25 protein-coding genes are annotated in these 24,689 nt (G+C 62.9%); 4 read left to right on the top strand and 21 right to left on the bottom strand.

What is annotated here, in order from left to right:
* Window positions 1-24 precede the first annotated feature (24 nt).
* The 5 genes from CEJ45_RS11930 to CEJ45_RS11950 form a co-directional block, all read right to left on the bottom strand.
* Window positions 25-1,011 carry an ABC transporter permease gene (locus tag CEJ45_RS11930; protein ID WP_206601748.1) on the bottom strand — a complete coding sequence of 329 codons (987 nt, stop codon included), beginning with the start codon at window positions 1,009-1,011 and terminating at the stop codon, window positions 25-27.
* Window positions 1,001-2,503, bottom strand: coding sequence for a sugar ABC transporter ATP-binding protein (locus CEJ45_RS11935; protein ID WP_088755324.1), 1,503 nt, complete (start codon window positions 2,501-2,503; stop codon window positions 1,001-1,003). The genes CEJ45_RS11930 and CEJ45_RS11935 overlap by 11 nt, the downstream gene beginning before the upstream one ends.
* A gap of 58 nt (window positions 2,504-2,561) precedes the next feature.
* Entirely contained in the window at window positions 2,562-3,482 is a 921-nt protein-coding gene (locus tag CEJ45_RS11940) for an ABC transporter substrate-binding protein (RefSeq protein ID WP_088755325.1), read from the bottom strand.
* 175 nt (window positions 3,483-3,657) lie between these two features.
* Window positions 3,658-4,542 (bottom strand): AraC family transcriptional regulator, encoded by an 885-nt coding sequence (locus CEJ45_RS11945; protein WP_034340275.1) that lies wholly within the window; start codon window positions 4,540-4,542, stop codon window positions 3,658-3,660.
* Between the two features lie 229 nt (window positions 4,543-4,771).
* On the bottom strand, window positions 4,772-5,473 hold the full coding sequence (locus CEJ45_RS11950) for an SDR family oxidoreductase (RefSeq protein ID WP_088755326.1): 702 nt from the start codon (window positions 5,471-5,473) through the stop codon (window positions 4,772-4,774).
* A gap of 217 nt (window positions 5,474-5,690) precedes the next feature.
* On the opposite strand from CEJ45_RS11950, the gene CEJ45_RS11955 reads away from it, so the two are divergent.
* Window positions 5,691-6,407, top strand: coding sequence for an MgtC/SapB family protein (locus CEJ45_RS11955; RefSeq protein WP_088755327.1), 717 nt, complete (start codon window positions 5,691-5,693; stop codon window positions 6,405-6,407).
* A 23-nt stretch (window positions 6,408-6,430) separates the two neighbouring features.
* Here CEJ45_RS11955 and CEJ45_RS11960 read toward each other — a convergent pair whose 3' ends face one another.
* From CEJ45_RS11960 to CEJ45_RS11985, 6 genes are read right to left on the bottom strand one after another with little or no spacing between them, the layout of a single operon-like run.
* A complete protein-coding gene (locus CEJ45_RS11960) occupies window positions 6,431-6,853 on the bottom strand; it encodes a nuclear transport factor 2 family protein (protein ID WP_088755328.1) in 423 nt (140 codons plus the stop codon).
* A gap of 2 nt (window positions 6,854-6,855) precedes the next feature.
* Entirely contained in the window at window positions 6,856-7,716 is an 861-nt protein-coding gene (locus CEJ45_RS11965; RefSeq protein ID WP_088755329.1) for an SDR family NAD(P)-dependent oxidoreductase, read from the bottom strand.
* The gene (locus CEJ45_RS11970; RefSeq protein ID WP_088755330.1) at window positions 7,713-8,282 is read right to left on the bottom strand and encodes a DUF3833 domain-containing protein; all 570 of its coding nucleotides are present in this window, start codon (window positions 8,280-8,282) and stop codon (window positions 7,713-7,715) included. Before CEJ45_RS11970 ends, CEJ45_RS11965 begins: the two co-directional genes overlap by 4 nt.
* A gap of 3 nt (window positions 8,283-8,285) precedes the next feature.
* Complete coding sequence (locus tag CEJ45_RS11975) at window positions 8,286-9,497, bottom strand: SAM-dependent methyltransferase (protein ID WP_088755331.1); 1,212 nt, start codon at window positions 9,495-9,497, stop codon at window positions 8,286-8,288.
* Window positions 9,494-10,348: a DUF1365 domain-containing protein gene (locus CEJ45_RS11980; RefSeq protein WP_088755332.1), complete on the bottom strand. Its 855-nt coding sequence runs from the start codon at window positions 10,346-10,348 to the stop codon at window positions 9,494-9,496. The genes CEJ45_RS11975 and CEJ45_RS11980 overlap by 4 nt, the downstream gene beginning before the upstream one ends.
* Window positions 10,345-11,655, bottom strand: coding sequence for an NAD(P)/FAD-dependent oxidoreductase (locus tag CEJ45_RS11985; RefSeq protein WP_088755333.1), 1,311 nt, complete (start codon window positions 11,653-11,655; stop codon window positions 10,345-10,347). The genes CEJ45_RS11980 and CEJ45_RS11985 overlap by 4 nt, the downstream gene beginning before the upstream one ends.
* Window positions 11,656-11,881: 226 nt before the next feature.
* On the opposite strand from CEJ45_RS11985, the gene CEJ45_RS11990 reads away from it, so the two are divergent.
* Window positions 11,882-12,490 carry a TetR/AcrR family transcriptional regulator gene (locus CEJ45_RS11990; RefSeq protein WP_088755334.1) on the top strand — a complete coding sequence of 203 codons (609 nt, stop codon included), beginning with the start codon at window positions 11,882-11,884 and terminating at the stop codon, window positions 12,488-12,490.
* A gap of 44 nt (window positions 12,491-12,534) precedes the next feature.
* Here CEJ45_RS11990 and CEJ45_RS11995 read toward each other — a convergent pair whose 3' ends face one another.
* The 8 genes from CEJ45_RS11995 to CEJ45_RS24545 all read right to left on the bottom strand — a co-directional run bounded on the left by CEJ45_RS11995 (window position 12,535) and on the right by CEJ45_RS24545 (window position 20,234).
* Entirely contained in the window at window positions 12,535-13,401 is an 867-nt protein-coding gene (locus CEJ45_RS11995; protein ID WP_088755335.1) for an L-fucono-1,5-lactonase, read from the bottom strand.
* 142 nt (window positions 13,402-13,543) lie between these two features.
* Complete coding sequence (locus CEJ45_RS12000; protein ID WP_088755336.1) at window positions 13,544-14,482, bottom strand: ABC transporter substrate-binding protein; 939 nt, start codon at window positions 14,480-14,482, stop codon at window positions 13,544-13,546.
* 82 nt (window positions 14,483-14,564) lie between these two features.
* Window positions 14,565-15,605, bottom strand: coding sequence for an ABC transporter permease (locus CEJ45_RS12005; protein ID WP_088755337.1), 1,041 nt, complete (start codon window positions 15,603-15,605; stop codon window positions 14,565-14,567).
* A 71-nt stretch (window positions 15,606-15,676) separates the two neighbouring features.
* Window positions 15,677-17,233 carry a sugar ABC transporter ATP-binding protein gene (locus CEJ45_RS12010; protein WP_088755338.1) on the bottom strand — a complete coding sequence of 519 codons (1,557 nt, stop codon included), beginning with the start codon at window positions 17,231-17,233 and terminating at the stop codon, window positions 15,677-15,679.
* 174 nt (window positions 17,234-17,407) lie between these two features.
* Window positions 17,408-17,752, bottom strand: coding sequence for an L-rhamnose mutarotase (locus CEJ45_RS12015; RefSeq protein ID WP_088755339.1), 345 nt, complete (start codon window positions 17,750-17,752; stop codon window positions 17,408-17,410).
* Window positions 17,753-17,759: 7 nt separating this feature from the next.
* The gene (locus CEJ45_RS12020; protein ID WP_088755340.1) at window positions 17,760-18,536 is read right to left on the bottom strand and encodes an SDR family oxidoreductase; all 777 of its coding nucleotides are present in this window, start codon (window positions 18,534-18,536) and stop codon (window positions 17,760-17,762) included.
* Window positions 18,537-18,579: 43 nt separating this feature from the next.
* Window positions 18,580-19,857, bottom strand: a complete 1,278-nt coding sequence (locus CEJ45_RS12025; RefSeq protein WP_088755341.1) for an L-fuconate dehydratase — start codon at window positions 19,855-19,857, stop codon at window positions 18,580-18,582.
* A 110-nt stretch (window positions 19,858-19,967) separates the two neighbouring features.
* Complete coding sequence (locus CEJ45_RS24545) at window positions 19,968-20,234, bottom strand: hypothetical protein (protein ID WP_141106996.1); 267 nt, start codon at window positions 20,232-20,234, stop codon at window positions 19,968-19,970.
* Here CEJ45_RS24545 and CEJ45_RS12035 point away from each other — a divergent pair.
* Window positions 20,218-21,069, top strand: coding sequence for an IclR family transcriptional regulator (locus CEJ45_RS12035; RefSeq protein WP_088755343.1), 852 nt, complete (start codon window positions 20,218-20,220; stop codon window positions 21,067-21,069). The two genes, CEJ45_RS24545 and CEJ45_RS12035, sit on opposite strands and share 17 nt — an antisense overlap.
* Window positions 21,070-21,123: 54 nt before the next feature.
* On the opposite strand, the gene CEJ45_RS12040 is transcribed toward CEJ45_RS12035, so the two are convergent.
* Complete coding sequence (locus CEJ45_RS12040; protein ID WP_088755344.1) at window positions 21,124-22,005, bottom strand: SMP-30/gluconolactonase/LRE family protein; 882 nt, start codon at window positions 22,003-22,005, stop codon at window positions 21,124-21,126.
* A gap of 162 nt (window positions 22,006-22,167) precedes the next feature.
* Window positions 22,168-23,289, bottom strand: coding sequence for a porin (locus CEJ45_RS12045; protein WP_088755345.1), 1,122 nt, complete (start codon window positions 23,287-23,289; stop codon window positions 22,168-22,170).
* 371 nt (window positions 23,290-23,660) lie between these two features.
* On the opposite strand from CEJ45_RS12045, the gene CEJ45_RS12050 reads away from it, so the two are divergent.
* Entirely contained in the window at window positions 23,661-24,602 is a 942-nt protein-coding gene (locus tag CEJ45_RS12050; RefSeq protein WP_088755346.1) for a LysR family transcriptional regulator, read from the top strand.
* Window positions 24,603-24,689 lie beyond the last annotated feature (87 nt).

Here is a 24,689-nt window from a genome sequence, read left to right on the forward strand (position 1 = left end):
TATGAAAAAAAGGAATGGAAAAGCTCAGCGCCATTCCCGGGCGATATAGATGGCCAGCAGGATGATCACGCCGCGAATGATGTCCTGCAGGTAGGGATTGATGCCCATCAGGTTCAGGCCATTGTTGAGGATGCCCAGCAGCACCGCACCAATGAGCGTACCGACCACCAGCCCGCGTCCACCGGCGATGGCGGTACCGCCGAGCACCACGGCGGCAATCGCATCGAGCTCAAAGCCCACGCCCGCATTGGGCTGGCCCGACATCAGGCGGCCCGTGAGGATGATGGCGGCCAGGCCCGAGGTGAAACCGGAAATCGCATACACCGCCAGCTTGATGCGCGTGGTCTTTACGCCCGACAACCGCGCCGCCATCTCATTGCCGCCGATGGCATAGACGTGGCGACCAAAGGGCGTGCGCTGCAGCAGCACCCAGGCCAGTGCGTAGACCACCAGCATCAGGATCACCGGCACCGGGATCATGCCGATGCGGCCCACGCCGAACCACGAGATCCAGCCGGGCAGGCCCGAGATCGGATAGCCTCCCGAGTAGATCAGCCCGACCCCGCGCGCCACGCCCATGGTGGCCAGCGTGACGATGATGGCCGGCATGCGCCCCCACGCCACCAGCGCGCCGTTGAGCAGGCCGATGCCTACCGCCAGCGCCACCCCGGCCAGCAATGCCAGCGGTGCAGGCAGGCCGCTGTTGACGATCAGCCCGGCCGACAAGGTGCCGGCCAATGCCATGGCCGCACCCACCGACAGATCGATGCCGCCCGTGAGGATGACGAAAGTCATGCCCACAGCGAGGATGCCGACGATGGACACCTGGCGCAGCACGTTGAGCCAGTTGGAGACGGTGAAGAAATTGTCCGAAGCCAGCCCCATCAGGAGCGAGACCACGACCAGCCCGGCCAGCGGCAGTGCCAGCGGTGAATGGATCAGGGCGCGCCAGCGCGCCTGCGAAGAGGCGCGCACGGGGGCGTTGCCCAGGGTATTTGCGTCATGCTGCATGGTGGAGTCTCCCGGTGGTGGCATGGGTCATGATCTCTTCGGCGGTGACGGCATCGCCTTCGACGGTGGCCACGATGCCGCCGCCCTTGAAGACGCAGACCCGGTCGGACATGCCGACCACCTCCGGCAACTCGGAAGAAATCATGATGATGGAATAGCCCTGCGCGGTGAATTCGCGCATGAGCTGGTAAATCTCGGCCTTGGCGCCCACATCGATGCCGCGTGTCGGTTCATCGAAGATCAGCACCTGCATGTTGTGATTGATCCAGCGCGCGATCACCACCTTCTGCTGGTTGCCGCCGGACAGGGTATCGACCCGCGCCTGGGCATCAGGCGCCTTCACGCGTACGCGCTGCATGGCGATGCGCGTCGCTTCGGCTTCACGGCGGCGATCCAGGAACAGGCCCGCCGCGCGATACTTGCCGTAATTGTTCAGCGAGATGTTGTGCAGGATCGGAAAGCTTGTAATGAGCCCCTGCTCCTTGCGGCTTTCCGGGAGCAGGCCGATCCCCGCTTGCAGGGCTTGTGCCGGATCGGTAAAGCGCAACGGCACACCGCGCATGGAGAGCTTGCATTGCACCGCCGGATGCGCGCCCAGCATGGCCAGCACGGTCTCGGTGCGGCCCGAGCCGACCAGGCCGGCAAAGCCCAGGATTTCGCCGCGCCGCAACCGGAAGCGCGATACCGGGCCATTGCGCTTGAGCTGCAAGGCCTCCACCTCCAGCACCACATCGCTTTCGGGGGCGGCCGCGGCCTTGGGCGGGAAGCAGTTCTCGATGCGCCGCCCCACCATCATCTCCACCAGGCGCGACTGGTCCACTTCGCTGACAGCACAGGTGCCGATGTAGGCGCCATCGCGCAGGACGGTGATGCGGTCACAGATCTCGAAGATTTCTTCCAGATGGTGCGAGATGAAGATGATCGCCACGCCCTGCTCACGCAGGCCGCGCATCACCTTGAACAGGTGCTCGACCTCACCGGGCGTGAGGGTCGCGGTCGGCTCATCCAGCACCAGCAGGCGGGCATCGAGCGCCAGTGCCTTGGCAATCTCGACGAACTGCTGCTGCGCCACCGAGAGCTTGCACACCGGCACATCCAGCGGAATCTCCACACCCAGCTGCGCGATGATCTGCGCCGCGCGGCGCTTCATGGCCGCACGCTGCAGCAGGCCGAAGGAGCTGCGCAGCTCGCGTGCCAGGAACATGTTGTCCACCGCATCCAGGTAAGGAATCAGCGAGAATTCCTGGAACACCACACCGACACCGGCGGCGATGGCCTCGTGATAGCTGGCAAAACGGCAGGCCTGGCCATCGATGCGGATTTCGCCGCCATCGGGCGTGACGATGCCGCACAGGATCTTCATCAGGGTGGACTTGCCCGCGCCGTTCTCGCCCAACAGCGCGTGCACCTCACCGGCGCGCACCTGCAGGTCCACGCCGCGCAGCACCGTCACCGGGCCGAAGTTCTTCTTGATACCAGTCAGTTGGAGCATGGCTGCCTCCATCAAGGGAAAGGGAGGCGCGGCAACCCAGGGCTGCCGCGCCAGCGGCTTACCAGCTGAAGCCGGCCGCGTTCTTCTTGGTCACCGGCATGACGTCGATGGGCACTTCCTTGGGCACCACGCGTGCGCCCCACTTCTTGGCCAGCGCCATGGCCAGGCCCACGCGCACCTGGTCGCGCGGGAATTGCGCGGTGGTTTCGATGAAGGGGCCGCCATCGGCAATGGCTTTGACGGCTTCCGGAGCACCATCCACCGAGGTCAGCTTGATGTCCTTGCCGCTGCCCTGGATGGCGGCCAGCGCGCCCATCGCACCGCCGTCATTGACGGAGAAGATGCCCTTGAGGTTGGGACGCGACTGGATCATGTTCTCCACCACGCCCAGCGCCACCGAGCGGTCCTGACGGCCGTTCTGGGTGGCCACCAGCTTGATGTCCTTGTATTCGCCCAGGGCCTGCTTGCAGCCTTCCACGCGCTGCAGGATGGGCACCACGGGGATGCCGTCGAGGATCGCCACTTCACCCTTGCCGCCGATGGCATCAGCCAGCGCACGGCAGGATTGGTAACCGGCGTCCTTGTTCTTGGAACCGACGAACATGTCCACCGGACCGGAGGCATTGGCATCGACCGCCACCACGATCACGTTGCGCGCCTTGGCCGCTTTCACTGCCGCTTCCACGCCAGCGGAGTCGGTCGGGTTGATGAGCAGGATGTCGATGTTCTGCTGCAGCATGTCTTCGATGTCGGCGATCTGCTTGGCCACGTTGTGGGCGGCATCGGTGACGATGACCTTGGCACCGAAGGACTTGGCCGCATCATCCAGGGCCTTTTTCATCGAGACGAAATACGGGTTGTTCATTTCCTGGAAGCTCATGCCGATCTTGAGCTTGGACAGTTCCTGGGCGCCTGCCGGCGCGGTGAACGCCACCAGCGTGGCGGTGGACAGGGCCAGTGCGGTCAGTGCTTTCTTCATTGCAGTCTCCATTGTTGTTGGTCGTGTGCTTGATGACGGGATTGCCCGGCATGCTCGTTGCGAAGTGACAGGCAACACCTGTCCTGTTCCGGAAAGCGGGGGCTTTCCTGAATGCGGTTTCCCTGACAAGGAAATGATTTAAATGATTTAAATTATTTACGGCAAGCGGCCGACGCTATCCGGTCGCGGCAAAGAGGCCATTGCTGGCGAAGGTATTGCGGAACTCCGAAGGCGACATGCCCTTGATCTTCTGGAAGTGCCGGTTGAAGTTGGAGAGATTGGAAAACCCGGTCTCGTAGCAGATGTCGGTGATGCGCGCTTCCGGGTTGTTGAGCAGCGCCAGGCAGGCCAGGTCCACGCGCAGCTGGTTCTTGTAGCGCACCAGCGTAGTCCCGGTGTGGCGCTTGAAGGCGCGCGAGAAGGTGCTCAGGTTCTGCCCCACCATGTCGGCCAGGTCCTGTTCGCCGATGTCATCGGTGAGGTGTTCGCGCAGGTAGGCGATGGCGCGGTTGAGACCGCTGCTGTTCACGCCCGACAGGTCCAGCTTGTAGGAGAGGCTGGCCAGCACTTCCGGCTCGGGCGAATTGGCCAGCACGTCGAGGATTTCCCAGAACAGGGCGAGCCGCTTCAGGCCGCGCTGGTCGATCAGGCGCTGCATCAGCGGGCGTACCGTGTCGCTGGTGGCGGCATCGAACAGCAGTCCGCGATGGCTGCGTTCGAGCAGCGGCATGATGGCTTCCATCTCGGGAATGCTGGCGGCGCATTGATCCACCAGCTGCTCGGGGAACTGGATCACCAGCGAGCGCACTGGGACCACCTCATCGCGGCCGATGTCGGAGATCCAGTTCTGCGGAAGATTGGGGCCGGTCATCACCAGCTGGCCCGGCGCGAAGTCGCCGATGTGGTCACCGACGTAGAAACGTCCCGAAGTCGCCACCACGAGGTGGATCTCGTACTCCGGATGGTAGTGCCAGCGCACGGTACGGAAGGGGTAGCCGTGCATCCATGCCGCAAAGGATTCGCCCTTGCGGATATGGACCAGTTCCAGGTCGGGCTGCATCGTGTCTCCTCTCAATCGAGAGCATTTTCCTTATTGAAACTGACAAATCGCTGTTGTCAGTTTTCTTCATGTACTGCATCTTAGTGCCCCTCTGGCTGCGGCTTCTACATCACCAGCGAAGCAGGACTGATACTTTTTTGCGCAAAAAGGCTCGGAGAATGAAATACACTGCACGGCAGCAAAACGGCCCTGCAAGGCAGGGCCGTCGTACGGGGTCAGGTTGGCTGTATTACACCGAACGCATCAGTCCGCCATCGACCTTGATGTTCTGTCCGGTGATGTAGCCCGCACCGGTGGAAGCGAGGAAGGCGATGGTCGCGGCCACTTCCTCGCTGGTGCCATAGCGCTGCATGGGCACGCCGGCGCGGCGTTCCTCACGCTGCGGCAGGCTGTCGATCCAGCCGGGCAGGACGTTGTTGATGCGGATGTTTTCCGGTGCGTACTTGTCGGCGAAGAGCTTGGTGAACGCGGCCAGCCCGGCACGAAATACGGCTGAGGTCGGGAACATGTCGGAGGGCTCGAAAGCCCAGGCCGAGGAGATGTTGATGATGGAGCCGCCACCCTGCGACTGCATCAGCGGCGTCACCAGGCGTGTGGGACGGATGACGTTGAGCAGGTAGGTATCCATGCCGCGGTGCCAGTCTTCGTCGGTGATGTCGAGGATGGGCGCACGCGGACCATGGCCGGCGCTGTTGACCAGCACGTCCACGCGGCCCCAGCGGGCCACGGCCTGGTCGACCAGCTTCTGCAGGTCCTCCACTGACTGGTTCGAGCCGGTCACGCCGATGCCGCCCAGCTCGGCGGCCAGCGCCTCGCCACGGCCGGAGGAAGACAGGATGCCGACCTGGAAGCCATCGGCCGCCAGGCGGCGCGCGGCGGCGGCACCCATGCCGCTGCCGGCGGCGGTGATCAGGGCTACTTTGCTGCTCATGGAAACTCCTTGTGGATAAGTGATCTTGCCGCACGGGAAATCATGACGTCCTGCGCGGGATTGGCGATTGTAGTGCGTGTCGATGCCGCGTGCAGGGGACGAGAAGCACAATGGGTGATCCGGAATTTGTCATGTCCCTGTTGCATTTCTGGGGCATCATCGCGCACCATTGCGCAGCCCGGCCCTCGTGCGGCCCCATGAACGTAGCGGAAGTCCCATGCAAATCATCGCCAACATCAATCTCGAATCCCTGCTCGATACCTCCATCAGCCTGACCGCCGCCTTCATCCTGGGTGGCCTGATCGGGCTGGAACGCCAGTACCGGCAACGTACCGCCGGCCTGCGCACCAATGTGCTGGTGGCCCTGGGCGCGGCGGTCTTCGTCGACATGGCCAATCGCATGGGCGGTCACGAAGGGGCGGTGCATGTGGTGGCTTATGTGGTGTCGGGCGTGGGCTTCCTGGGCGCGGGCGCGATCATGCGCGAAGAAGGCAACGTGCGCGGCATCAATACCGCCGCCACCTTGTGGGGCTCGGCCGCAGTGGGAGCAGCGGCGGGGGCGGACCTGATCCTGGAAGCGATCCTGGCCACCCTCTTCGTGCTGGCCGCCAACACCCTGCTGCGCCCGGTGGTCAACACCATCAACCGCAAGCCGCTGGATGTGCCTTCGGTGGAAGTGACCAACACCATCCACCTGATCGTGGAGAGTGCACACCAGAAGCGCGTGCTGACCGCCGTCACCGACATGCTGGAGCAGAGCCGCCATCCTACGCATGGACTGAACGTGCGGCCCTTTACGGAAGATGAAGTCGAGATGGAAGCCACCCTGGCGGCGACCTCCGTGGATGGCGATGAACTCGATGCCCTGGTGGAACGCTTGCTGGCCTTGCCGGCGGTGAAGCAGGCATTCTGGACGCCGAGCACGACCGATTGATGATTGATTGATGTCCGACCGGATCAGTAGGGGGTGGCCCTGAACTTCCCCCGCAACCACTTCACCGGCGCACCAATGACCGGCAACTTCTGCCACAGCTCTTCAGCCGCATCCCAGTAATCGCGATGCTCGGTGACCAGCCCCGCTGCATCGAAGCGGAAATGCGTGGCCCCGAGCACGGTGTAGAAACGTCCCTTGAGACGAAACTCGAAACGCCAGGTAGCGAAGGCCTGCTGCCCCTGCCCCATGCGCTCCAGGATCACGAAGCGCGGATCTTCGGTGGTCTCGAACATGTGCGCAAAGATGGCGCGGATGGAACGCAGGCCCTTGATGTCGTTGAAGGGATCCTTGAACAGGGCCTCTTGTGAATAAAATTCACCAATCCGTTCCAGGCTGCCAGGGTCCAGCGCGCCATACCAGTCCAGCAAGCGGTCAAGATGCTGCATGGTCAGCTCAGCATGAAGCGCTGGAACAGCATGAAGCGTAGCCGGAACGGCAGCAGCCGCAGGATCTTCAACCAAGCCGTGAAGCGCCGCGGGAAGTGGATCTCGAAGCGGCCTTCGGAGATCCCGCGCCAGATCGCGGTGGCCGCCTGCTGCGGCGTCTGGATGGCCGGCATGGGAAAGTCGTTCTTGTCGGTCAGGTCGGTCTTCACGAAGCCCGGATTGATCAGGTACACGTTCAATCCCTTGGGCCGCAAATCGCTATAAAGAATTTCCGCAAGATTGATCAATGCCGCCTTGCCGGGACCATACACGGTCGCCCCCGGCAGCCCCACATAACCGGCCACGCTGGCCACCAGCGCAATGCCGCCGCTGCCACGCGCCAGCATGTCGGGCAGCGCCGCACCGAGTGCCGAATAGACGCTGGCGACGTTGGTGCGCAAGGTATGTTCGGCTTCGTCTTCCTGGACTTCCCAGGTGCGCTCGGGGCGATACTTGGCCGCACAGAACACCAGCAGGTCGATGCCGCCGAAGGCTTCCACGATGCGGGCATGCTGGTCGCGCCAGGCATCGTGGCAGAGCACATCCAGTGGTGCGATGAAGGCATTCTTGTGGGCCGCCGCCACCTCTTGCAGCACGTCGGCACGGCGCGCCGACAAGGCCACGCGGGCACCCGCCTGCAGCGCCTGGCGCGCCAGCTCGGCACCGATGCCGCTGGAGGCACCGACCAGCCAGATGCGCAGGCCACGCAGGTCACTGACCGGTTGGTTCATCGGACCAAACAACACGGCCGGGCGAGAAATCGGGACGCGCTCGTCGGCGGTGCCGGCGGCCTCCTTGGCCAGGGGCTTGGACTGGGTATTCATACGCCCTCCTTGCGGAAGAACAGCGTGACCTGGCCCACTTCCACACCGAACTTGCTCATGCTGGTGCGGTTGATGAGGGTACGTTCATCCATCTGGTACATCCAGTCATCCATCTGGACTTCGTATTGCTTGTCATTGACCGGCAGCAGCAGCGTGTAATTCCAGTGCAGCGCATTGCCGGCGGTCTGGCCGATGGCCTCGCCGATGACATCGCCGGCACGGCCGCGCCAGCTGTTGTCGCCCTGGCGTACCAGGGTCCAGACGCGTGTCTGGGTTTCGCCATCGTCATAGCGGAATCGTTCGTCCAGGGTCAGCGTATTGCCCTCCACGGTACCGGTCACGACCACATGGAAGCGTCGTGCCACTTCGCCACCGCGCTTCTGGAACATGCCCCAGGCTTCGGTGCGCCCCTTGAAGAACACCGCCGGATCGAACACCGGCGTCTTGCTGGCGTAGTCCGACAATTTCTGCGAGGCACAGCCGCCCAGTGCCAGCGCCAGCAGCGCCAGCACGATTCCCTTCCACAGGCGCGCGGGCAGGCCCGTACGCATCAGTTTGGCATCCATGACTCACTCCTTGTGCAAGAGGAATTGCACGACATCGGTCTGGCCTTCATCGAAGCCCACTTCGCAGAACACGTAATACAGCTGCCACAGGCGGCGGAAGCGCTCATCGAAACCTTGCGCGGCGATGGTCTCGCGCTGGGCCAGGAAAGCGTCATTCCAGCGGCGCAGGGTTTCGGCGTAATCACGGCCGAAATGGAAACGGTCGCGCGTGGCCAGCCCGGCACGCTGGGCGCAGCGCGAGAAGCGCTCATGGCTGGGCAGCATGCCGCCGGGGAAAATGAATTCACGAATGAAGTCGGCACTGTCGCGATAGCGTTCGAACACGGCTTCATCGATGGTGATCGACTGGATCAGGGCGTGGCCACCGGGTTTCAGGCGCGCCGAGACCGTATCGAAATACGTTTGCCAGAAGCGCTCGCCGACGGCTTCGAACATCTCGATGGACACGATGGCATCGTATTGCCCGTCCAGATCGCGGTAGTCGCACAGTTCCAGATGGGCCAGATGATCGAGCTGCTGGTGGCGCATGCGCTCCTGGCCGAAGGCCAGTTGCGCCGGCGAGATCGTCACGCCATGCACGCGGATGCCCAGGCGCGCCGCATGTTCGGCAAAGCCGCCCCAGCCGCAGCCGATTTCCAGCACGCGGTCGCCGGCACGCAGGCCGAGCTGGTCGACGATGCGCTGGTACTTGGCGGCCTGTGCCGAGGCCAGGCTCTGGCAGGGTTCGGTGAAAATGGCCGACGAATAGGTCATCGTCGGGTCCAGCCACAGGCGATAGAAATCGTTGCCCAGGTCGTAGTGCGCATGGATATTGCGGCGGCTGCCGCTGCGCGTGTTGGAGCGCAGCAGGTGGCGCAGGCGATACCACAGCGAGGCCAGGCGTCCGCCTTCGACCGCGCTGGAGAGCATCGCGCGGTTGCGCATGGCCAGGCGCAGCAGCGCGGCCAGGTCGGGCGTCTCCACCCAGCCATTGCCGTAGGCTTCACCGAAGCCGATGTCGCCGGCACGCAGGATGGCACCGCAGGCACGCCAGTCGAGGATGCGCAGTTGCGCGCTGGGCGGCTGGCGCAGGTCGCCGAAGGTCAGCGTGGTGCCATGCGGCGTGATCAGTTCAAGATGGCCGTGATTGAGGCGTTCCAGCATCGCCAGGAACAGGCGGGCCGAAATCGGGCCGGCACGGCGGCCGGTAGTCTGCAGTGCGGGGCTGTTGTTCACGATAGGGTTTCCTTTCCAGAAGAAGGTCCTGTGGCGGCGACGCGCTCGGGCTTGCTGAACCAGGGCACGCGCTTGCGCCACAACAGCAAGGCCTGCCAGTGGATACGGGCGACCACACCCAGGGTCAGCAGCGGCTGGGCACACAGCGCGCCGAAGGCCGTGGCCGCGGTCAGGGGATGCAGGTGGCCGCCCACCGAGGTGCGCATCAGGGGTTGCAAGCCCTGCGCGACTTCCGACGGGTGGCCGTGGTCGTAATAATCGATGCCGACGAAGGCGGTGTTGCCGCCAGCCTCCGCACGCCGTGCCTGGTCGCGGAAGCGGAAACGATAGAAACCGCGTACTTCGCAGAAGGGCGAGACGTGCATCAGCTTGTTGCACACCAGCCGCGTGTGCTCGTCGATGGCGCCCTCATCCGGCGCCGAGAGCAAATAGTGCTGGGTCTCGCCAAAGGTGTTGTTGACCTCCGCCAGTACCGCACGCAGCTGGCCCGCGCCGTCATGGCACAGGAAGAAACTGACCGGATTGAAGACGAAGCCGAACAGGCGCGGAAAGGTCTGCAGCCAGATGGCACCGTCATGCGGCAGGCCCGCCTGTTGCAGGTGGCCACGTACCCAGGCAGCCAGGTCGCTGCCATCGCGCGGACCATAGTCGCGTGTACGCACGCACATCAGGCGGCGGCGATCCACCCCGAACCAGGCGTTGCCGGCTTGATGGAGGCGCGCAAGATCGAGGCGCACGCAGAACACCGGATAGACGAACTTGTGCAGCACCGGACGCAGGCGCTGGTGCATCACCTGCCCGCTCAACAACAGCGCGGGCGCGTCGGTGCGGGCGGTCGGCGACGTGTTCATAGCGCGGCCCAATGCGGCGTCACGCCGAAGTCCTGGATGACACGCAAGGCCGACTTCAGGCCATCTTCATGGAAACCGTAACCGGTCCACGCACCGGCGAACCATGCACGGTGCTTGCCCTGGATCTCCGGCAGGCGGCGCTGGGCGTCGATGGCGGGCTGGTCAAACACCGGATGCTCGTAGTCGAAACGTCCCATCACGGTAGCCGGATTGGGCGACTGCGGCGGATTCAAGGTGAGGACGATGTCGGTCTTGCAGGGCAAGTCCTGCAGGCGGTTGAGCCAATAGCTCACGCACACGGCGCGGCTGCCGTCGCTGTGGCGCGAACCGAGGTAATTCCAGGCCGACCAGACCTTGTCCAGGTGCGGCATGAGCGAAACATCGCTGTGCAGCCAGGCGGTATTGGCCTGGTAACGCACGGCCGAGAGCACCTGATGTTCTTCGATGGTGGCGTCTTGCAGCAGGGCCAGGGTCTGCGGTGCGTGGGTGGCGAAGACCACGGCATCGAACTGTTCTTCGCGCGGCTCGGCGCCGCCGCTGCGCACCAGCACTCCCTGCTCGTTGCGGGTGACACTGGTGAGGCGGCTGCCCAGGCGGACATCGTCGAGGGTGGCGGCGATGCGGCGCACGTACTCACGCGAACCGCCGCGCACCGTGCGCCAGCGCGGCCGGTTGTTGACCTGCAGCAGGCCGTGGTTGATGCAGAAGCGCAGGAAGGTCGCTGCCGGGAAATCGAGGATGTCCGAGGGCGAACTGGACCAGATCGCCGCCGCCATCGGGATCAGGTAGGCATCCCCGAAGAGGACGCCATAGCCGCCCTCCTCCAGCAAATGGCGCAAGCTGATCGGGCGCCCCTCACAGGCCGCCAGGTTGGCATGGGCCGCACGGTTGAAACGCAGGATGTCGCGCAGCATCCCCAGGAAGGCGGGTTGCAGCAAGCGCTTGCGCTGGGCGAAAACGGTATCGAGGTTGGTGCCGGCCCATTCGAAGCTGCCTTCATCCATCGACACCCCGAAAGACATGTCGGTATCGTAGGTATCGACCTTCAGTTCCTCGAACAGCGCAATCAGGTTGGGATAGGTCCAGTCGTTGAAGACCAGGAAACCGGTATCGACCGGAAACGGCACGCCCTCCGGCGCGATGTCCACCGTATTGGCATGGCCGCCCAGCGTGGGCGCAGACTCGAACAGCACCACCTGGTGCTTGCGTGCCAGCAGGTAGGCGCTGGCCAGCCCGGAAATGCCGGCGCCGATGACGGCGATGCGCTGTTGGCTGCCCTGCCCGTTGGCTGCTGCGTTTGGATTCATGAAAACTTGCCCGCCTCTGTCTTTGTTATTGAAGTTCTGCCGTTGCCAGTCCTTGGGAATGTTCTCCCGCCCTGCTGGCCCGTGCTGCGTTTGGTGACCCGGGGCGGCGCTTGCTGTGGGGCTTTTTGGCCACCGGCGCCGCTTATTTGCTTCTCATCCTTGATTTAGGTGCTAAGATTACTACCAAATAAAAATAAAATCTACTAATTAGTAACTTAAACTACCAATGAGTATTTTCGGCAAACTGAGCTTCAAGGACCAAGCCTTCAAATTACGGGAGAACGCCATCCTGGATGCCGCCACGACCGTCCTGGGCAGCAAGGGCTATGACCTGATGACCATGGACGACGTGGCCGGTGCAGTGGGCATCTCCAAACCCAGCCTGTACAAGCATTTCAAGTCCAAGGAAGAGCTGGTTGGCGAGACCATGCTGCGTCTCATCGATGGCGCCATTGACCAGCTGGCGCAGCTGGAGGACATCGCCAGCCCGCGCGGCAAGCTCGAAGCGATGCTGGAATGGGCGCTGCGGGTGCGCCTGGAAGGAGGTCTGCCCTTCCTGCCCTCCACCAGCGCGCATGTGCGCGAGATGCTCATGCGCAACGTGAAATACGTCATGCGTGTGCTCAAGCTCAACGGGCAACTGGAAAAGCTGGTGAAGGAGGCGCAGAAGAATGGCGAGCTCGATGCCGCCCTGCCCAGTGATGTGGTGTTGTACAGCTACTACGCACGCACCTGTGACCCGGCGGTGGATTACCTGCAGAAGTTCAGCAAGATGAACAATGAAGAAATCGTGAAACACATGTTGCACGTGGCCTTCAACGGCTTCACGAAGTAAGGCAGGGTGCCGCCCGCTCAACGGCGGCGCCTGCCCCGCATGACTTACAGACCGTAGCAGCGCACCGCAGTCGTCCCCCACAGCTGCTCCTGCTCGGCCGCCGACAGCCGCGTGGCCGCCCACTCGCGGACCACGCCCGCCACCTTGGCATAGGAAGCGGCCAGCAGGCATACCGGCCAGTCCGATCCAAACATCAGGCGTTGCGGGCCGAAGGCTTCCAGCGCCGTGTCCAGGCACAGGGCGATATTGTCGTAATCCTTCTGCCGCAATCCGCGCAACCAGTCCGCCTCGGTGACCAGTCCCGACAGCTTGCAGGCCACATGCGGCATGGCGGCCAAGGCGCGCAACTGGCGTTTCCATTCATTGAAAGAAGCTTCACTGCGCCCGAAGTCAGCCAGGGCCGGCTTGCCCAGGTGATCCAGCACCAGCCAGTGGGCGTCATGGCGGGCACAGAAGGCCTGCACCTCGGCCATCTGCCTGGCATGGACCAGCACGTCATAGACCAGCCCCTGCTGCTGCAGCCACTTGATGCCGGCATTGAAGGCCGGCGCCTCCAGGAAGGCGGTGACGTCGGCTTCGTCCTGGACCTGGTGGCGAAAGCCCACCAGCTTGTCGCGTCCCCATTGGGCCACATTGGCCGCCAGGTGCGGCGAGGACAGGTCTTCCCAGCCCACCACCCCGGCAATGCGGCGATCGGCCCGGGCCAGGTCCAGCAGGAAACCGGTCTCCTCGCGCCCGGCGCGGGCCTGCACGGCGATCGACGCATGCAGCCCTTCAGCATCGAGCACCGGATGCAGCTGTCCCGGCAGGCGATCACAGGCCAGCAATTCCATGCCCTTTCCGATCCAGGGATAGTCGTCGGCGCGATAGCGCCAAAAGTGCTGATGGGCGTCGATACGGAGGGGTTTCATGGCGCAGTCTCGGGAGGGAGGAGGAGAATGAAGCGTTTCCGCATCCCTTAGTTTTTTCTGGACGAAAACTTAGAAACGGGAAACGAAAAACTTAAGGATTTCCCCGGACCGTGCCGGGGAAACCGCAGGATGCCAGACGGGATCAGTCGTACAGCACTTCCTTGATCTTGGGATCGTCGATGTTGCTCTTGTCGTACCAGTAGAAGCCGGTATCGATGACCTTGGGCAACTTCTCGCCCTTGATCGCCTTGACCGCCGCTTCCACGGTCTTGTAGCCGATGCCCACCGGGTTCTGGGTGATGGCACCCGCCATCACGCCTTCACGGATGGCATCCTTCTGCTGCTTGCCGGAGTCATAGCCGATGATGATGATCTTGCGCTTCATCTCCTTGACGCCATTGACCACACCGATGGCCGAACCTTCGTTGGTGCCGAAGACACCCTTGATCTTGGGATAGGCCTGCAGGATGGACTTGGTGACTTCGGTCGACTTCAACTGGTCACCCGCGCCATATTGCACGCTGACCACCTTGATCTTGGGATAGTTGGCCTTGATGCGCTCCAGGAAGCCATCGCGGCGATCCACACCGGTACGGCTGGTCTGGTCGTGGGCCACCACGGCCACTTCGCCTTCCTTGCCGATCAGTTCGGCCATCTTGTCGGCGGCCAGCGCCGCAGCGGCACGGTTGTCGGTCGTGGCGGTGGTCACGGGGATGTCGCTGTCCACGCCCGAGTCAAAAGCGACCACCGGAATCTTGGCGGCTTGCGCCTTCTTCAGCAGGGGGATGGCGGCCTTGCTGTCCAGGGCGGCAAAACCGATGGCTTGCGGCTTCTTGGCCAGGGCGGCAGAGAGCATGTCGATCTGCTTGTCGACCATGGCCTCGGTTTCCGGACCTTCGAAGGTGACCTTCACCTTCAGATCGCGGCCGGCCTGGTCGGCACCGGCTTTGACTGCCTGCCAGAACTGGTGCTGGAAGCCCTTGGAAATGAGCGGCACATACACTTCCTGCGCGTGCGCAGCCGAAGTGCCGACAGCGAAGGCCAGGCCCAGGGCAGCGGCCAGTAACTTGTTCTTGAACACGGTACGTCTCCTTTTGTTATCGATGATGGAGTGCCGGAAATGGCGCTTCCGGCGGGGCTTGCATTACTACAGGGAAATCATGTCATGCACGGCGGCGGCGGCGCAGGATGTCCAGGTACACGGCCAGGATGATGATGACGCCGGTCACCACCGTCTGCCACTCCTGCGCCACCGACATGATGCGCAGGCCATTGACCAGCACGCTCATGATGAAAGCACCGATGATGGTCCCCAGGATGGTGCCGGTGCCGCCCGAGAGCGAGGTCCCGCCGATCACTACGGCGGCAATCGCATCGAGCTCGTAGCCCTGCCCCAGCGCGGGCTGGGCCGAATTGAGGCGGGAGGCGATGATGAGACCGGCGATGCCGCAGATGGCGCCCGAGAAGGTATAGACCGCGACCTTCCAGAAATCCACCTTCACGCCCGACAGGCGCAGCGCTTCCTCGTTGCTGCCCAGGGCAAAGGTATAGCGTCCGAACACCGTCTTGTTGAGGATGACCGAGGCCGCGATGGCGACGATGAACAGGATCAGCACCGCATTGGGAATGGGCAGCGAGGGAATGAGCTCGCCGATCAACGAATCCTGGGCGATGGCCGAGAAGCCCTCGGTATCGTTGAAGTAGATCGGGCGCGTACCGGAGATCACCAGCGACAGGCCCTTCAACAGCATCATCATGCCCAGCGTGGCAATGAAGGGCGGCACCTTCAGCTTGGCGATCACCATGCCGGAGATCCAGCCTGAGAGCGCGCCGAAGAAGATCGCCGCCGCAATGCCCAGCGGCAGCGGCATGCCCCAGTTGGTCAGCACCACACCGGCCATGACGGCACAGAAGGTCATCATGGTGCCCACCGACAGGTCGATGCCGGACGTGATGATGACGTAGGTGCAGGCAATGGCCAGCACGCCGTTGACGGCGGTGGACTGCAGGATGCTGACCAGGTTGTCCACCTCCATGAAGTTGGGCGAGGCGAAGCTGAAGAACAGGATCATCAGCAGCAGGCTGGCAAAGGCCAGCAGCTTCTGGCGCGCCGCCGGATTGAAGAAGCGGGCGCGTAGGCCCGAGGGGGAAGCGGTATTGGCCATGGTGGATGCGGAAGGGGCGGAGTGGATTTGGTTTGCCATGATCGGTGTGTCTCTCTTGTCAGGTCTTGGGGCCCGGTGTTGCTTGTGACTTGTGGCCTGTGGCTTGCGGCTTATTGCGCCACGGCCGATTCGCGCTGCGTGGCCAGTTGCATGATGTTTTCCTGGGTGGCGTCGGCACGTGCCAGTTCACCCGTGACGCGGCCCTCGCACATGACCAGGATGCGGTGGCTCATGCGCAGCACCTCGGGCAGCTCGGAGGAAATCATCACGATGGCCTTGCCCTGTTCGGCCAGGGCATCGAGCAGCTTGTAGATCTCGCTCTTGGCACCGATGTCGATGCCGCGCGTGGGCTCATCGAAGAACAGGATGTCGCAGTCGCGCAGCAGCCACTTGGCAATCACGATCTTCTGCTGGTTGCCGCCCGAGAGCAGGCGCGCCTGCTGCTCCACCGAGGGGGTCTTGATGGCCAGCTGGCGCACGTAGCCCTGTGCCACTTCGCGGATGGCGCGCTGGTCCATGAAGCCGGCCTTGGTGAAGCGGCCCATGCTGGAGAGCGCGATGTTGGCCTGCACGTCCATGCCCACGGCCAACCCGAAATGCTTGCGGTCTTCCGACAGGTAGCCGATGCCATGCGCCACTGCATCGGCCGGCTGGCGGATCACGGCCTTGCCGCCGTGGATGATGATCTCGCCCGACTCCAGCGGATCGGCACCGAAGATGGCGCGCGCCACCTCGGTGCGACCCGCGCCCATGAGGCCGGCAAAACCGAGGATTTCGCCCCGCCGCAATTGGAAGCTGACGTCACGGATGGCGCGGCCGCGATTGAGCCCGCGCACCTCCAGCACGACCTCGTTGCCGGATGTATCGGGCGGCATGCGTTGCTCGCCATCGAGCGCGCGGCCCACCATCATGGAGATGATGGTGTCCATGGAGGTGCCCTGCATGGGGACGGTAGCGATGTACTTGCCATCGCGCATGACGCTGACGCGATCGGCGATCTGGCGCAGCTCGTCCATCTTGTGGGAGATGTAGACGATGCCCACGCCCTCGGCCTGCAGGTCGCGGATGATGCGGAACAGCTCGGCGATTTCGGCGTTGTTCAGGGCCGCGGTCGGCTCATCCATGATCAGTACGCGCGAATCGAAGGAGAGCGCCTTGGCGATCTCCACCATCTGCTGGCGCGCCACGGTGAGCTCGCCCACCGGCGTGCGCGGATCCATGTCCAGCCGCATGCGCGCGAAGATGGCCGCAGCCTGGCGATTCAGTTGTTCTTCGTCGATGATGAGGCCGAAGCCCTTGCGCGGCTCGCGGCCGATGAAGATGTTCTGCGCCGCTGACAGGTGGTTCATCAGGTTCAATTCCTGATGGATGATGCCGATGCCCAGCGCCTGCGCCTGGCGCGGCTCGGCGATTTCCACCGGCTTGCCGTCGAGCAGGATGTCGCCGCTGTCGCGCTGGTAGACGCCGGAGAGGATCTTCATCAGCGTGGATTTGCCGGCGCCGTTCTCGCCCATCAGGGCGTGGACTTCACCGGCCACCAGTTCGAACTGGCAATTGTCCAGCGCCAGCACGCCGGGAAAGCGCTTGCTGACATTGCGCAGGAGAATCAGCGGTGTAGCCGCTGCCGTCGCTCCTGCGCGGGCTGTTGTCTCGTGTTCTTGTTGCATGCTCACCTCGGATGCGGATGCATTGCCGGCCTGGGCGGGACCATGGCCATCGTCTGCGCGACTCTTCGTTCGCTGCTGTTGGGGGACTGCGTTGACTGCCTGCTTCCTACTGTACCGCCTTGCGAAAAACTTAGAAAGCGATTTGCAAAGTCTAAACTTTGCGACACTGAAAACTTAATCTTCCTGCGCGCCCAGATCGAAGATGCGCGTCATCGGCACCCACTTCTGTCCGGCCGGGGTCCACGGCGTGGGCGCCTGGAAGCGCCACATCAGCTCTTCCCACGCCCGCACCTTGGGGTCGCTTTCGCTTGCGGCCGCCATGGCAGCGGCGTCGAAGACGCTGTCATCGGTTTCCATCACCATCATCATGCGCGTGCCCAGGCGGTAGATCTCCATGCCGGTCACGCCCTGGCGGCGCAGGTGATCCGCAATCTCGGGCCAGATGCGCTGGTGATGCCGCTCATACTCGGCGATGAGGGCCGGATCATCCTTGAGGTCGAGGGCCAGTACGGTACGCATGGCGGCCTCAGGTCAGCGCGCGGTCGAGATGGGTATAGCCGCCATCGACGAAGACCCATTGCCCGGTGGTATGGGAGGAGCGGCCCGAGAGCAGGAATACCGCCATGTCCGCCATTTCTTCGGAGGTGGTGAAGCGCTTGCCCAGCGGGATCTTGCTGGTGATGGCATCGAGCTTCTCCTGCGGATTCTCGAAGGTGGCGATCCATTTCTCGTAGAGCGGGGTCATCACTTCGGCGGGAATCAGGGCGTTGACGCGCACGCCATCCTCGCGCAAGGCCGCAGCCCATTCGCGCGTGAGCGACAGTTGCGCCCCCTTGGAGGCGCAATAGCCGCTGGTATTGCCCTGGCCGGTCAGGGCGGTCTTGGAAGAGACATTGAGGATGGAACCGCGCGTGGCCTTCAGGTGCGGCACGCAGTAATGCGCCATCACGTAGTAATGGATGAGATTGCGCTCCAGCGACGCCACGAATTCATTGCGGCCGGCCTCCAGGCCCACGCTGTCATTGACGCCGGCATTGTTGACCAGGCCATCGAGCCGCCCGAAGCGGCGCACCGTCTCGGCGACCGCCTCGCCACAGCGCGCTTCGTCCTGCAATTCCAGCTGGAACAGGGCGGCGCGCGGCTGCACGCCGGTCAGGCGGGCCCAGAACTGCGGGTCCGGTTCGCTGCGCGCAAACACCACCGGTATCGCGCCTTCGGCAGCCAGTTGCAGGCTGATCGCGCCACCGATGCCGGAGGCGCCGCCGGTCACGATGACGACCTTGTCTTGCAGGTTCAAATCCACATCAGTCTCCGTTTTCGTTCATCTTGTGATGGGGGAGCCGGCCTCAGCCCCGGAAGCGGTACTGCTCCAGGGAAGCGGGCTTCATTTCGATCGAAAATCCCGGCAAGGCAGGCGGCATGTAGGCGGCATTGCGGATCACGCAGGGATCCACGAAGTGTTCGTGCAGGTGATCCACGTATTCGGTCACGCGCCCTTCCTTGCTGCCGGAAATGCACAGGTAGTCGATCATCGACAGGTGCTGCACATACTCGCACAGGCCCACGCCACCGGCATGCGGGCAGACCACCTTGCCGTATTTGGCGGCCATCAGCATGACGGCCAGGATCTCATTGACGCCACCGAGGCGGCAGGAATCGATCTGCACCACGTCGATGGCATCGCGCATAATGAACTGCTTGAACAGCACGCGGTTCTGGCACATCTCGCCGGTGGCGACCTTGACCGCGCCGATGCCTGCGCGGATCTTGCGGTGGCCTTCCACGTCATCCGGACTGGTCGGCTCCTCAATGAACCAGGGTTGCGCGAAGGCCAGCTCGTTGACCCAGTCGATGGCCTGGTCCACTTCCCATACCTGGTTGGCATCGATCATCAGGTTGCGGCCAGGGCCCAGCACTTCGCGGGCGATGCGCACGCGGCGCTTGTCGTCTTCGAGGTCGCGGCCGACCTTGAGCTTGACGTAGTTGAAGCCCTGGTCGATGGCTTCCTGGCACAGGCGGCGCAGCTTGGCATCGTCATAGCCCAGCCAGCCGGCCGAGGTGGTGTAGCAGGGATAGCCTTCCTGCTCCAGGATCCGCAGGCGTTCGGCCTTGCCGGCCTCCTTTTCGCGCAGCAGGGCCAGCGCTTCGTCCGGGGTGATGCAATCGGTGATGTAGCGGAAGTCGATGGTACGCACCAGTTCCTCGGGCGACATCTCGGCCACCAGTTTCCACACCGGCTTGCCCGCAGCCTTGGCCCACAGGTCCCAGGCGGCATTGACCACCGCGCCGGTGGCCAGGTGGATGGCGCCCTTGTCCGGGCCGATCCAGCGCAGCTGGCTGTCGGAGGTGACGTGGCGCCAGAAGCGGCCCATGTCGGCGGCAATCCAGTCCAGCTCCAGGCCCACCACCAGGTGCTCCATGGCGCGGATGGCGGCACAGCAGATCTCGTTGCCACGGCCGATGGTGAAGGTCAGGCCGTGGCCCTTCAGTTGCTCATTGTCGGTATCGAGGATGACGTAGGCGGCGGAATAATCCGGGTCCGGATTCATGGCGTCCGAACCATCCAGCGATTGCGAAGTGGGGAAGCGTACGTCCAGCACGCGCAGGGCAGTAATCTTGGTCATCGGTCTCTAGCGTGGATGCCGCTGCGGTGGCGAGCCGCGGCCGGCGGGGCCCTCCGTCACGGAAAGCCGGGATGATCGTCTCCGGGGCGGGGCCCCTCTTTTGTATTTACTCACAAATAAAATATCATTTCATCTGTGAGTTGCAGAGCATAACCTCGATTATCCTCCCACTGCAGCGCCAGCCCGATGAAGTTTCCGCTCTGATTGATATCATTTTCGGAATGACGAGCTGGGGCGATGGAATCATTCATGAAAAAATATTTCATGAATAAAATGGATTTTTCATCAAAATCACCTACAATCCGGCCCCAGAAACGCACCGTTTTTGCGATCCCGCTCCCTATTGCGCCCCGAAACGCCATGCCCAGAACCCGCAAAATCAATCCTGCCGAGGCCCCTGCCATACAGACGGCCGCCGACCATGAAGAGGAAAGCGCCAGCGGCAAGACCCGCTATGCCGCGCCGGCGCTGGACAAGGGACTGGATATCCTGGAGTTGTTGAGCCGCTCGGAACAGATGCTGACCCTGAACCAGATCTCGCGACAGCTGGGGCGCAGCGTCACTGAAATCTTTCGCATGGTGGTCACGCTCGAACAGCGCGGCTACCTGGTGGCCGACAACGATCATTACCGCCTGTCGCTGAAGCTGTTCGAACTGGCGCACCATCACCAGCCGATCCGCTCACTGGTCAGCACCGCCCTGCCCCACATGCGCGAGCTGGCCAACCGCGCCATGCAGTCCACGCACCTGACGGTCTATGAGGCGGGACGGGTGATCGTGGTGGCGCAAGTCGACAGCCCCGAACGCTGGGCCTTCGGACTGAAGGTCGGTGCGCTGGTGAGCCTGACCGATACGGCCTCGGGCCACGTGCTGCTGGCCTTCCGCGACGAGGCCGAACGCGCCGGCATGCTGGCTGCGCACGTGCGCATGGATGGCGAACAGGAAATCGAGACGGCGCAACTGATGCGCCAGATCGAGGACACGCGCAAACGCGGCCACTCGCGCATGGAAAGCCGGCAGATCCGCGGCGTCATCAACCTGTCCTACCCGGTGATGGGGGCCAACAACCGCATGCTGGCGGCTTTGAACGTGCCCTACATCGAACGCATCGACAAGAAGGTCAACCCCAGCCTGGATGAGGTGCAAGGCATCGTCCAGGAAGTCTCGGCGCGGCTGTCGCGGCTGATGGGGGATTCGAGTTTCGGGTCCTGAATCCGGACCCGGTGGAAGAGTTGCGTGCGGGGAGGCCGCACGCGCGTGGCGGCCTCAGCCGGCGAAGCGCACTTCGGGCAAGCCGCGCACATCCAGTCCCGGCACGCTGAAGAGGCCTCCGGCGAGCGCATCCTCGGCGCGCTGTTCGGCGCTCATGCCCTCGTAGGCGGTGGTCACGAACAAGGTATCCAAGGCCGCACCGCCGAAAGCCACGCAGGAAGGCTGCGCCGTGGGCATGTCGATGATGCGGTCAATGCGGCCATCCGGCGCGAAACGCACCACGCGCGCACCACCCCACTGGGCATTCCACAGGTAGCCGTCCGCATCGACGGTCGACCCATCGGGGCCGCCCGGCTGCTGCGCCAGGTCGGCGAAGAGGCGCTGATGGCCCACCGCACCGCTGGCGGTGTCGTAATCACACACCATGATCTTGCCGGCCATGGAGTCGCAGTGATACATCAGCTTGCCATCGAGGCTGAAGCAGATGCTGTTGGAAATGGCGATGCCCGGCAGCGCCAGGCGCTCCAGGCTCAGGTCGGCATTGAGGCGATAGAAGCTGGCGATGGGGGCGCGGCCCGCATCTTCATTGAGCGTACCGAAGACGAAGCGGCCCTGGCGATCGCAGCGACCATCGTTCAGGCGCGTGCTCGGCAGGTCATCTTCGATGCGGCAGATCGGGCTGATTTTCCCGCTATCCAGCTCGAAGAAGGCCAGGCGCGAGGCCAGTCCGATCAGCAGGCGCTGCGGATCGGCCGTGAAGGCAAAGCAGCACAGGCGTTCCGGCATGGCCCAGCTGCGGGTGGCACCGCTGGCGGGATCATGGTTCCACAGGCGGGAAGCATGGATATCGGTCCAGAAGACCGTCTGCGAGCGCTCGCACCACAGCACGCCTTCGCCCAGTTCATGATGTCCGTCGACCAGCAATTGCGCATTCATCGGGATTCCGCCTACCAATCAAGTCAATGAAACAAACGATATAAATTGTTTGAAGGACGCCATGAAACGTCCGTCACAACGACAAAAAAGGGTGGGCTTGCGCCCACCCTCAACTACATCAAGACCACCTCAGGAAGGATTACATTACTGCTGTTCGTTGCATCAGAACGAGTGGGCGATACCGAAGTAACCGCCGGTCTGATTGGTGCCCTTGCCACCGCCGGTGGAGCTGTCTGCTTCCAGCGAATAGTTGGCGTTGTTGCCATTGCGCATGGTGCCAGCGCCCACGTACAGCAGGGTGCGCTTGGACAGGAAGTAGTTCACGCCGGCCATGAACAGGTTGGCGCTACCGTTACCATTGTTCGCATTGACGTGGAACACCGAGCCGACCAGTTGCAGTTGCGAGGTCACGTCGTAGTTCGCACCCAGCCAGTAATGGTTAACGCGATCCGGTGCGCCGCTGGCGACGTTGACATCGGGCGCACGCAGGTTCTCATAGCCCAGGAACAGCTTGAGCTTGTCGATCTTGTAGGTACCGCCCAGGATCAACTCTTTGGAGGTGTCATACACGTCGGTGTAGCGACCGTTGGGGTCACGCACCACGTCATAGATACCGCGCAGCTCCAGGCCATTGTTCTGGTAGACCAGGGACAGACCGTCCTTGCGACCGTACTTGGTGCTGGTACCACCCTTGCTGAACGAGCCCGCTGCTTCACCCAGGCTGGTCTGCAGGGTAGCGCCGAAACCACCGAAAGTCGGGGTGGTGTACTCGATCACGTTGCTGGCGCCGGGCCAGTTACGACCGCGCACCAGGTTGGCGGTGCCGATCCATTGCTGGCCGGTCGGATCGAGGAACCAGACGTCATTGTTGATGAACAGGTTCTTACCCAGCTTCAGGGTACCGGCGTTAGCCGACGACAGACCGACGTAGGAACGACGGTTGAACAGTGAGGTACCGTTGATGTCGGTACCGTTCAGGCCGCCGGTGGTGGAGCCAAAACCGGACTCCAGCAGGAAGAAGGCATTGGTACCGCCGCCCAGATCTTCCGTACCCTTGAAGCCGATCATGCTGGTGCCCCACTGGTTGCTGGCCGAACGAACGCGAGTACCAGTGGTACCGGAGCCGTCATTCTTGGGAACGTTGGTCATGATGTCCACACCGGCGACCACGCGGCCGTAGATGGTGACACTGCTTTGCGCCTGCGCCTGTGCCGAGAACGCACCCATCAGCGCGAGCGCGCACAGGGTCTTTGCTCCAATAAAGGATGGCTTCACTTGCTTCATGAATAGTCTCCGTGGATATTGCCGTTTAAAATTTTTTTCGTCGGTGGGCTTGGCCGTGCAGCGTTGCACTTCAGACCCCTGGATCCTGACGGACTCCTGACAGTCTCCCAACTTGTTGTTTTTGATGCTGCCCGACCTTCTCTTCTTTCATCCCGCTGCTGCGCTGGTTGTCTCCTGTACAGCCCGGAATGTGGCTAGATACTAAGTATTCAGTTCATGTCTTTCCAATGAAATCTTTAGCAATTCCGATATGCGATTTGATATCATCAATTCCTAATAAAAAAACGATTGAAAAAATTTAGAATCCATTTCGTAAATAGGTGTGAGTGCCTATTTACGAAATGGGTTCTAAAAACCGTCCCCGGAGACTTATGAAAAACAGTGACCCGAACTGGTTTCTGCGGGCGCGATTGAAGACCCGCCAACTCCTTCTGCTGATCGCTCTCGACGACACCCGCAACATCCACCGCGCTGCCAGCGAGCTGAACATGACGCAGCCGGCTGCTTCCAAGCAACTCAAGGACCTCGAAGACATGCTGGGCGTGTCGCTGTTCGAGCGCCTGCCGCGCGGCATGCGGCCCACCATCTATGGCGAGGCCATGATCCGCCATGCGCGCATGGCCCTGACCAGCCTGTCCAAGGCCCATGAGGACATCGTGGCCCTGAAGTCCGGCCTGTCCGGCCAGGTCGATGTGGGCGTGATCCTCTCGCCCGGCATGGCCCTGTTGCCGCCAGCCATCGCGCGGGTCAAGGAACAGGCCCCGATGCTGCGCATCGGCGTGGAGATGGAAAGCAGCAACATCCTGCTCTCACGCCTGCTGCACGGCGAGCTGGACTTCATCATCGGCCGCATCCTGGACGAGGAAGCCCGCGGCGGACTGCTCTATGAGGAGCTGGCTGACGAGCCGGTGTGCGCCGTGGCGCGCGTGGGCCACCCCTTCCACACCCGTACCGACCTGAGCCTGGCCGACCTGGCCAGCGAGGCCTGGATCATGGCCCCCAAGGGCAGCATCCTGCGCGCACGCTGCGACCAGATGTTCCGTGAGCAAGGCCTGGCACCGCCCTCCAACGTGGTCGACACGACCGCCATCCTGTTCATCACCAGCCTGTTGCAGCAGACCGATTTCATCTACGCCATGCCCACCGAGGTGGCGCGCTATTACACCCAGGCCCGCCTGATGGACATCCTGCCCATCGAGCTGCCCTGCCGCATGGCCGGCTTTGGCATCATCACGCGCCAGGACAACCTGCTCTCGCCAGGGGCCAACCTGGTACTGCAAGCCATCCGTGAAGTGGCCAAAATGATCTACTGATCCACCCCGGCAGCCCGGCCAGGACCATGCCGGGGTCGGTTTGCTGCGCCGAGTTTTATTAAGAAATGTAAGGTAACGTAAGACACT

It is taken from the genome of Herbaspirillum aquaticum, assembly GCF_002213425.1.
Taxonomy (GTDB): domain Bacteria; phylum Pseudomonadota; class Gammaproteobacteria; order Burkholderiales; family Burkholderiaceae_D; genus Herbaspirillum; species Herbaspirillum aquaticum.

What these genes read in the sequence shown, in the direction of transcription:
- CEJ45_RS11930 (WP_206601748.1), bottom strand. Translation starts at nt 1,011, where the DNA reads ATGCAGCATGACGCAAATACCCTGGGCAACGCCCCCGTGCGCGCCTCT.
- CEJ45_RS11935 (WP_088755324.1), bottom strand. Translation starts at nt 2,503, where the DNA reads ATGCTCCAACTGACTGGTATCAAGAAGAACTTCGGCCCGGTGACGGTG.
- CEJ45_RS11940 (WP_088755325.1), bottom strand. Translation starts at nt 3,482, where the DNA reads ATGAAGAAAGCACTGACCGCACTGGCCCTGTCCACCGCCACGCTGGTG.
- CEJ45_RS11945 (WP_034340275.1), bottom strand. Translation starts at nt 4,542, where the DNA reads ATGCAGCCCGACCTGGAACTGGTCCATATCCGCAAGGGCGAATCCTTT.
- CEJ45_RS11950 (WP_088755326.1), bottom strand. Translation starts at nt 5,473, where the DNA reads ATGAGCAGCAAAGTAGCCCTGATCACCGCCGCCGGCAGCGGCATGGGT.
- CEJ45_RS11955 (WP_088755327.1), top strand. Translation starts at nt 5,691, where the DNA reads ATGCAAATCATCGCCAACATCAATCTCGAATCCCTGCTCGATACCTCC.
- CEJ45_RS11960 (WP_088755328.1), bottom strand. Translation starts at nt 6,853, where the DNA reads ATGCAGCATCTTGACCGCTTGCTGGACTGGTATGGCGCGCTGGACCCT.
- CEJ45_RS11965 (WP_088755329.1), bottom strand. Translation starts at nt 7,716, where the DNA reads ATGAATACCCAGTCCAAGCCCCTGGCCAAGGAGGCCGCCGGCACCGCC.
- CEJ45_RS11970 (WP_088755330.1), bottom strand. Translation starts at nt 8,282, where the DNA reads ATGGATGCCAAACTGATGCGTACGGGCCTGCCCGCGCGCCTGTGGAAG.
- CEJ45_RS11980 (WP_088755332.1), bottom strand. Translation starts at nt 10,348, where the DNA reads ATGAACACGTCGCCGACCGCCCGCACCGACGCGCCCGCGCTGTTGTTG.
- CEJ45_RS11985 (WP_088755333.1), bottom strand. Translation starts at nt 11,655, where the DNA reads ATGAATCCAAACGCAGCAGCCAACGGGCAGGGCAGCCAACAGCGCATC.
- CEJ45_RS11990 (WP_088755334.1), top strand. Translation starts at nt 11,882, where the DNA reads ATGAGTATTTTCGGCAAACTGAGCTTCAAGGACCAAGCCTTCAAATTA.
- CEJ45_RS11995 (WP_088755335.1), bottom strand. Translation starts at nt 13,401, where the DNA reads ATGAAACCCCTCCGTATCGACGCCCATCAGCACTTTTGGCGCTATCGC.
- CEJ45_RS12005 (WP_088755337.1), bottom strand. Translation starts at nt 15,605, where the DNA reads ATGGCAAACCAAATCCACTCCGCCCCTTCCGCATCCACCATGGCCAAT.
- CEJ45_RS12010 (WP_088755338.1), bottom strand. Translation starts at nt 17,233, where the DNA reads ATGCAACAAGAACACGAGACAACAGCCCGCGCAGGAGCGACGGCAGCG.
- CEJ45_RS12015 (WP_088755339.1), bottom strand. Translation starts at nt 17,752, where the DNA reads ATGCGTACCGTACTGGCCCTCGACCTCAAGGATGATCCGGCCCTCATC.
- CEJ45_RS12025 (WP_088755341.1), bottom strand. Translation starts at nt 19,857, where the DNA reads ATGACCAAGATTACTGCCCTGCGCGTGCTGGACGTACGCTTCCCCACT.
- CEJ45_RS12035 (WP_088755343.1), top strand. Translation starts at nt 20,218, where the DNA reads ATGCCCAGAACCCGCAAAATCAATCCTGCCGAGGCCCCTGCCATACAG.
- CEJ45_RS12040 (WP_088755344.1), bottom strand. Translation starts at nt 22,005, where the DNA reads ATGAATGCGCAATTGCTGGTCGACGGACATCATGAACTGGGCGAAGGC.
- CEJ45_RS12045 (WP_088755345.1), bottom strand. Translation starts at nt 23,289, where the DNA reads ATGAAGCAAGTGAAGCCATCCTTTATTGGAGCAAAGACCCTGTGCGCG.
- CEJ45_RS12050 (WP_088755346.1), top strand. Translation starts at nt 23,661, where the DNA reads ATGAAAAACAGTGACCCGAACTGGTTTCTGCGGGCGCGATTGAAGACC.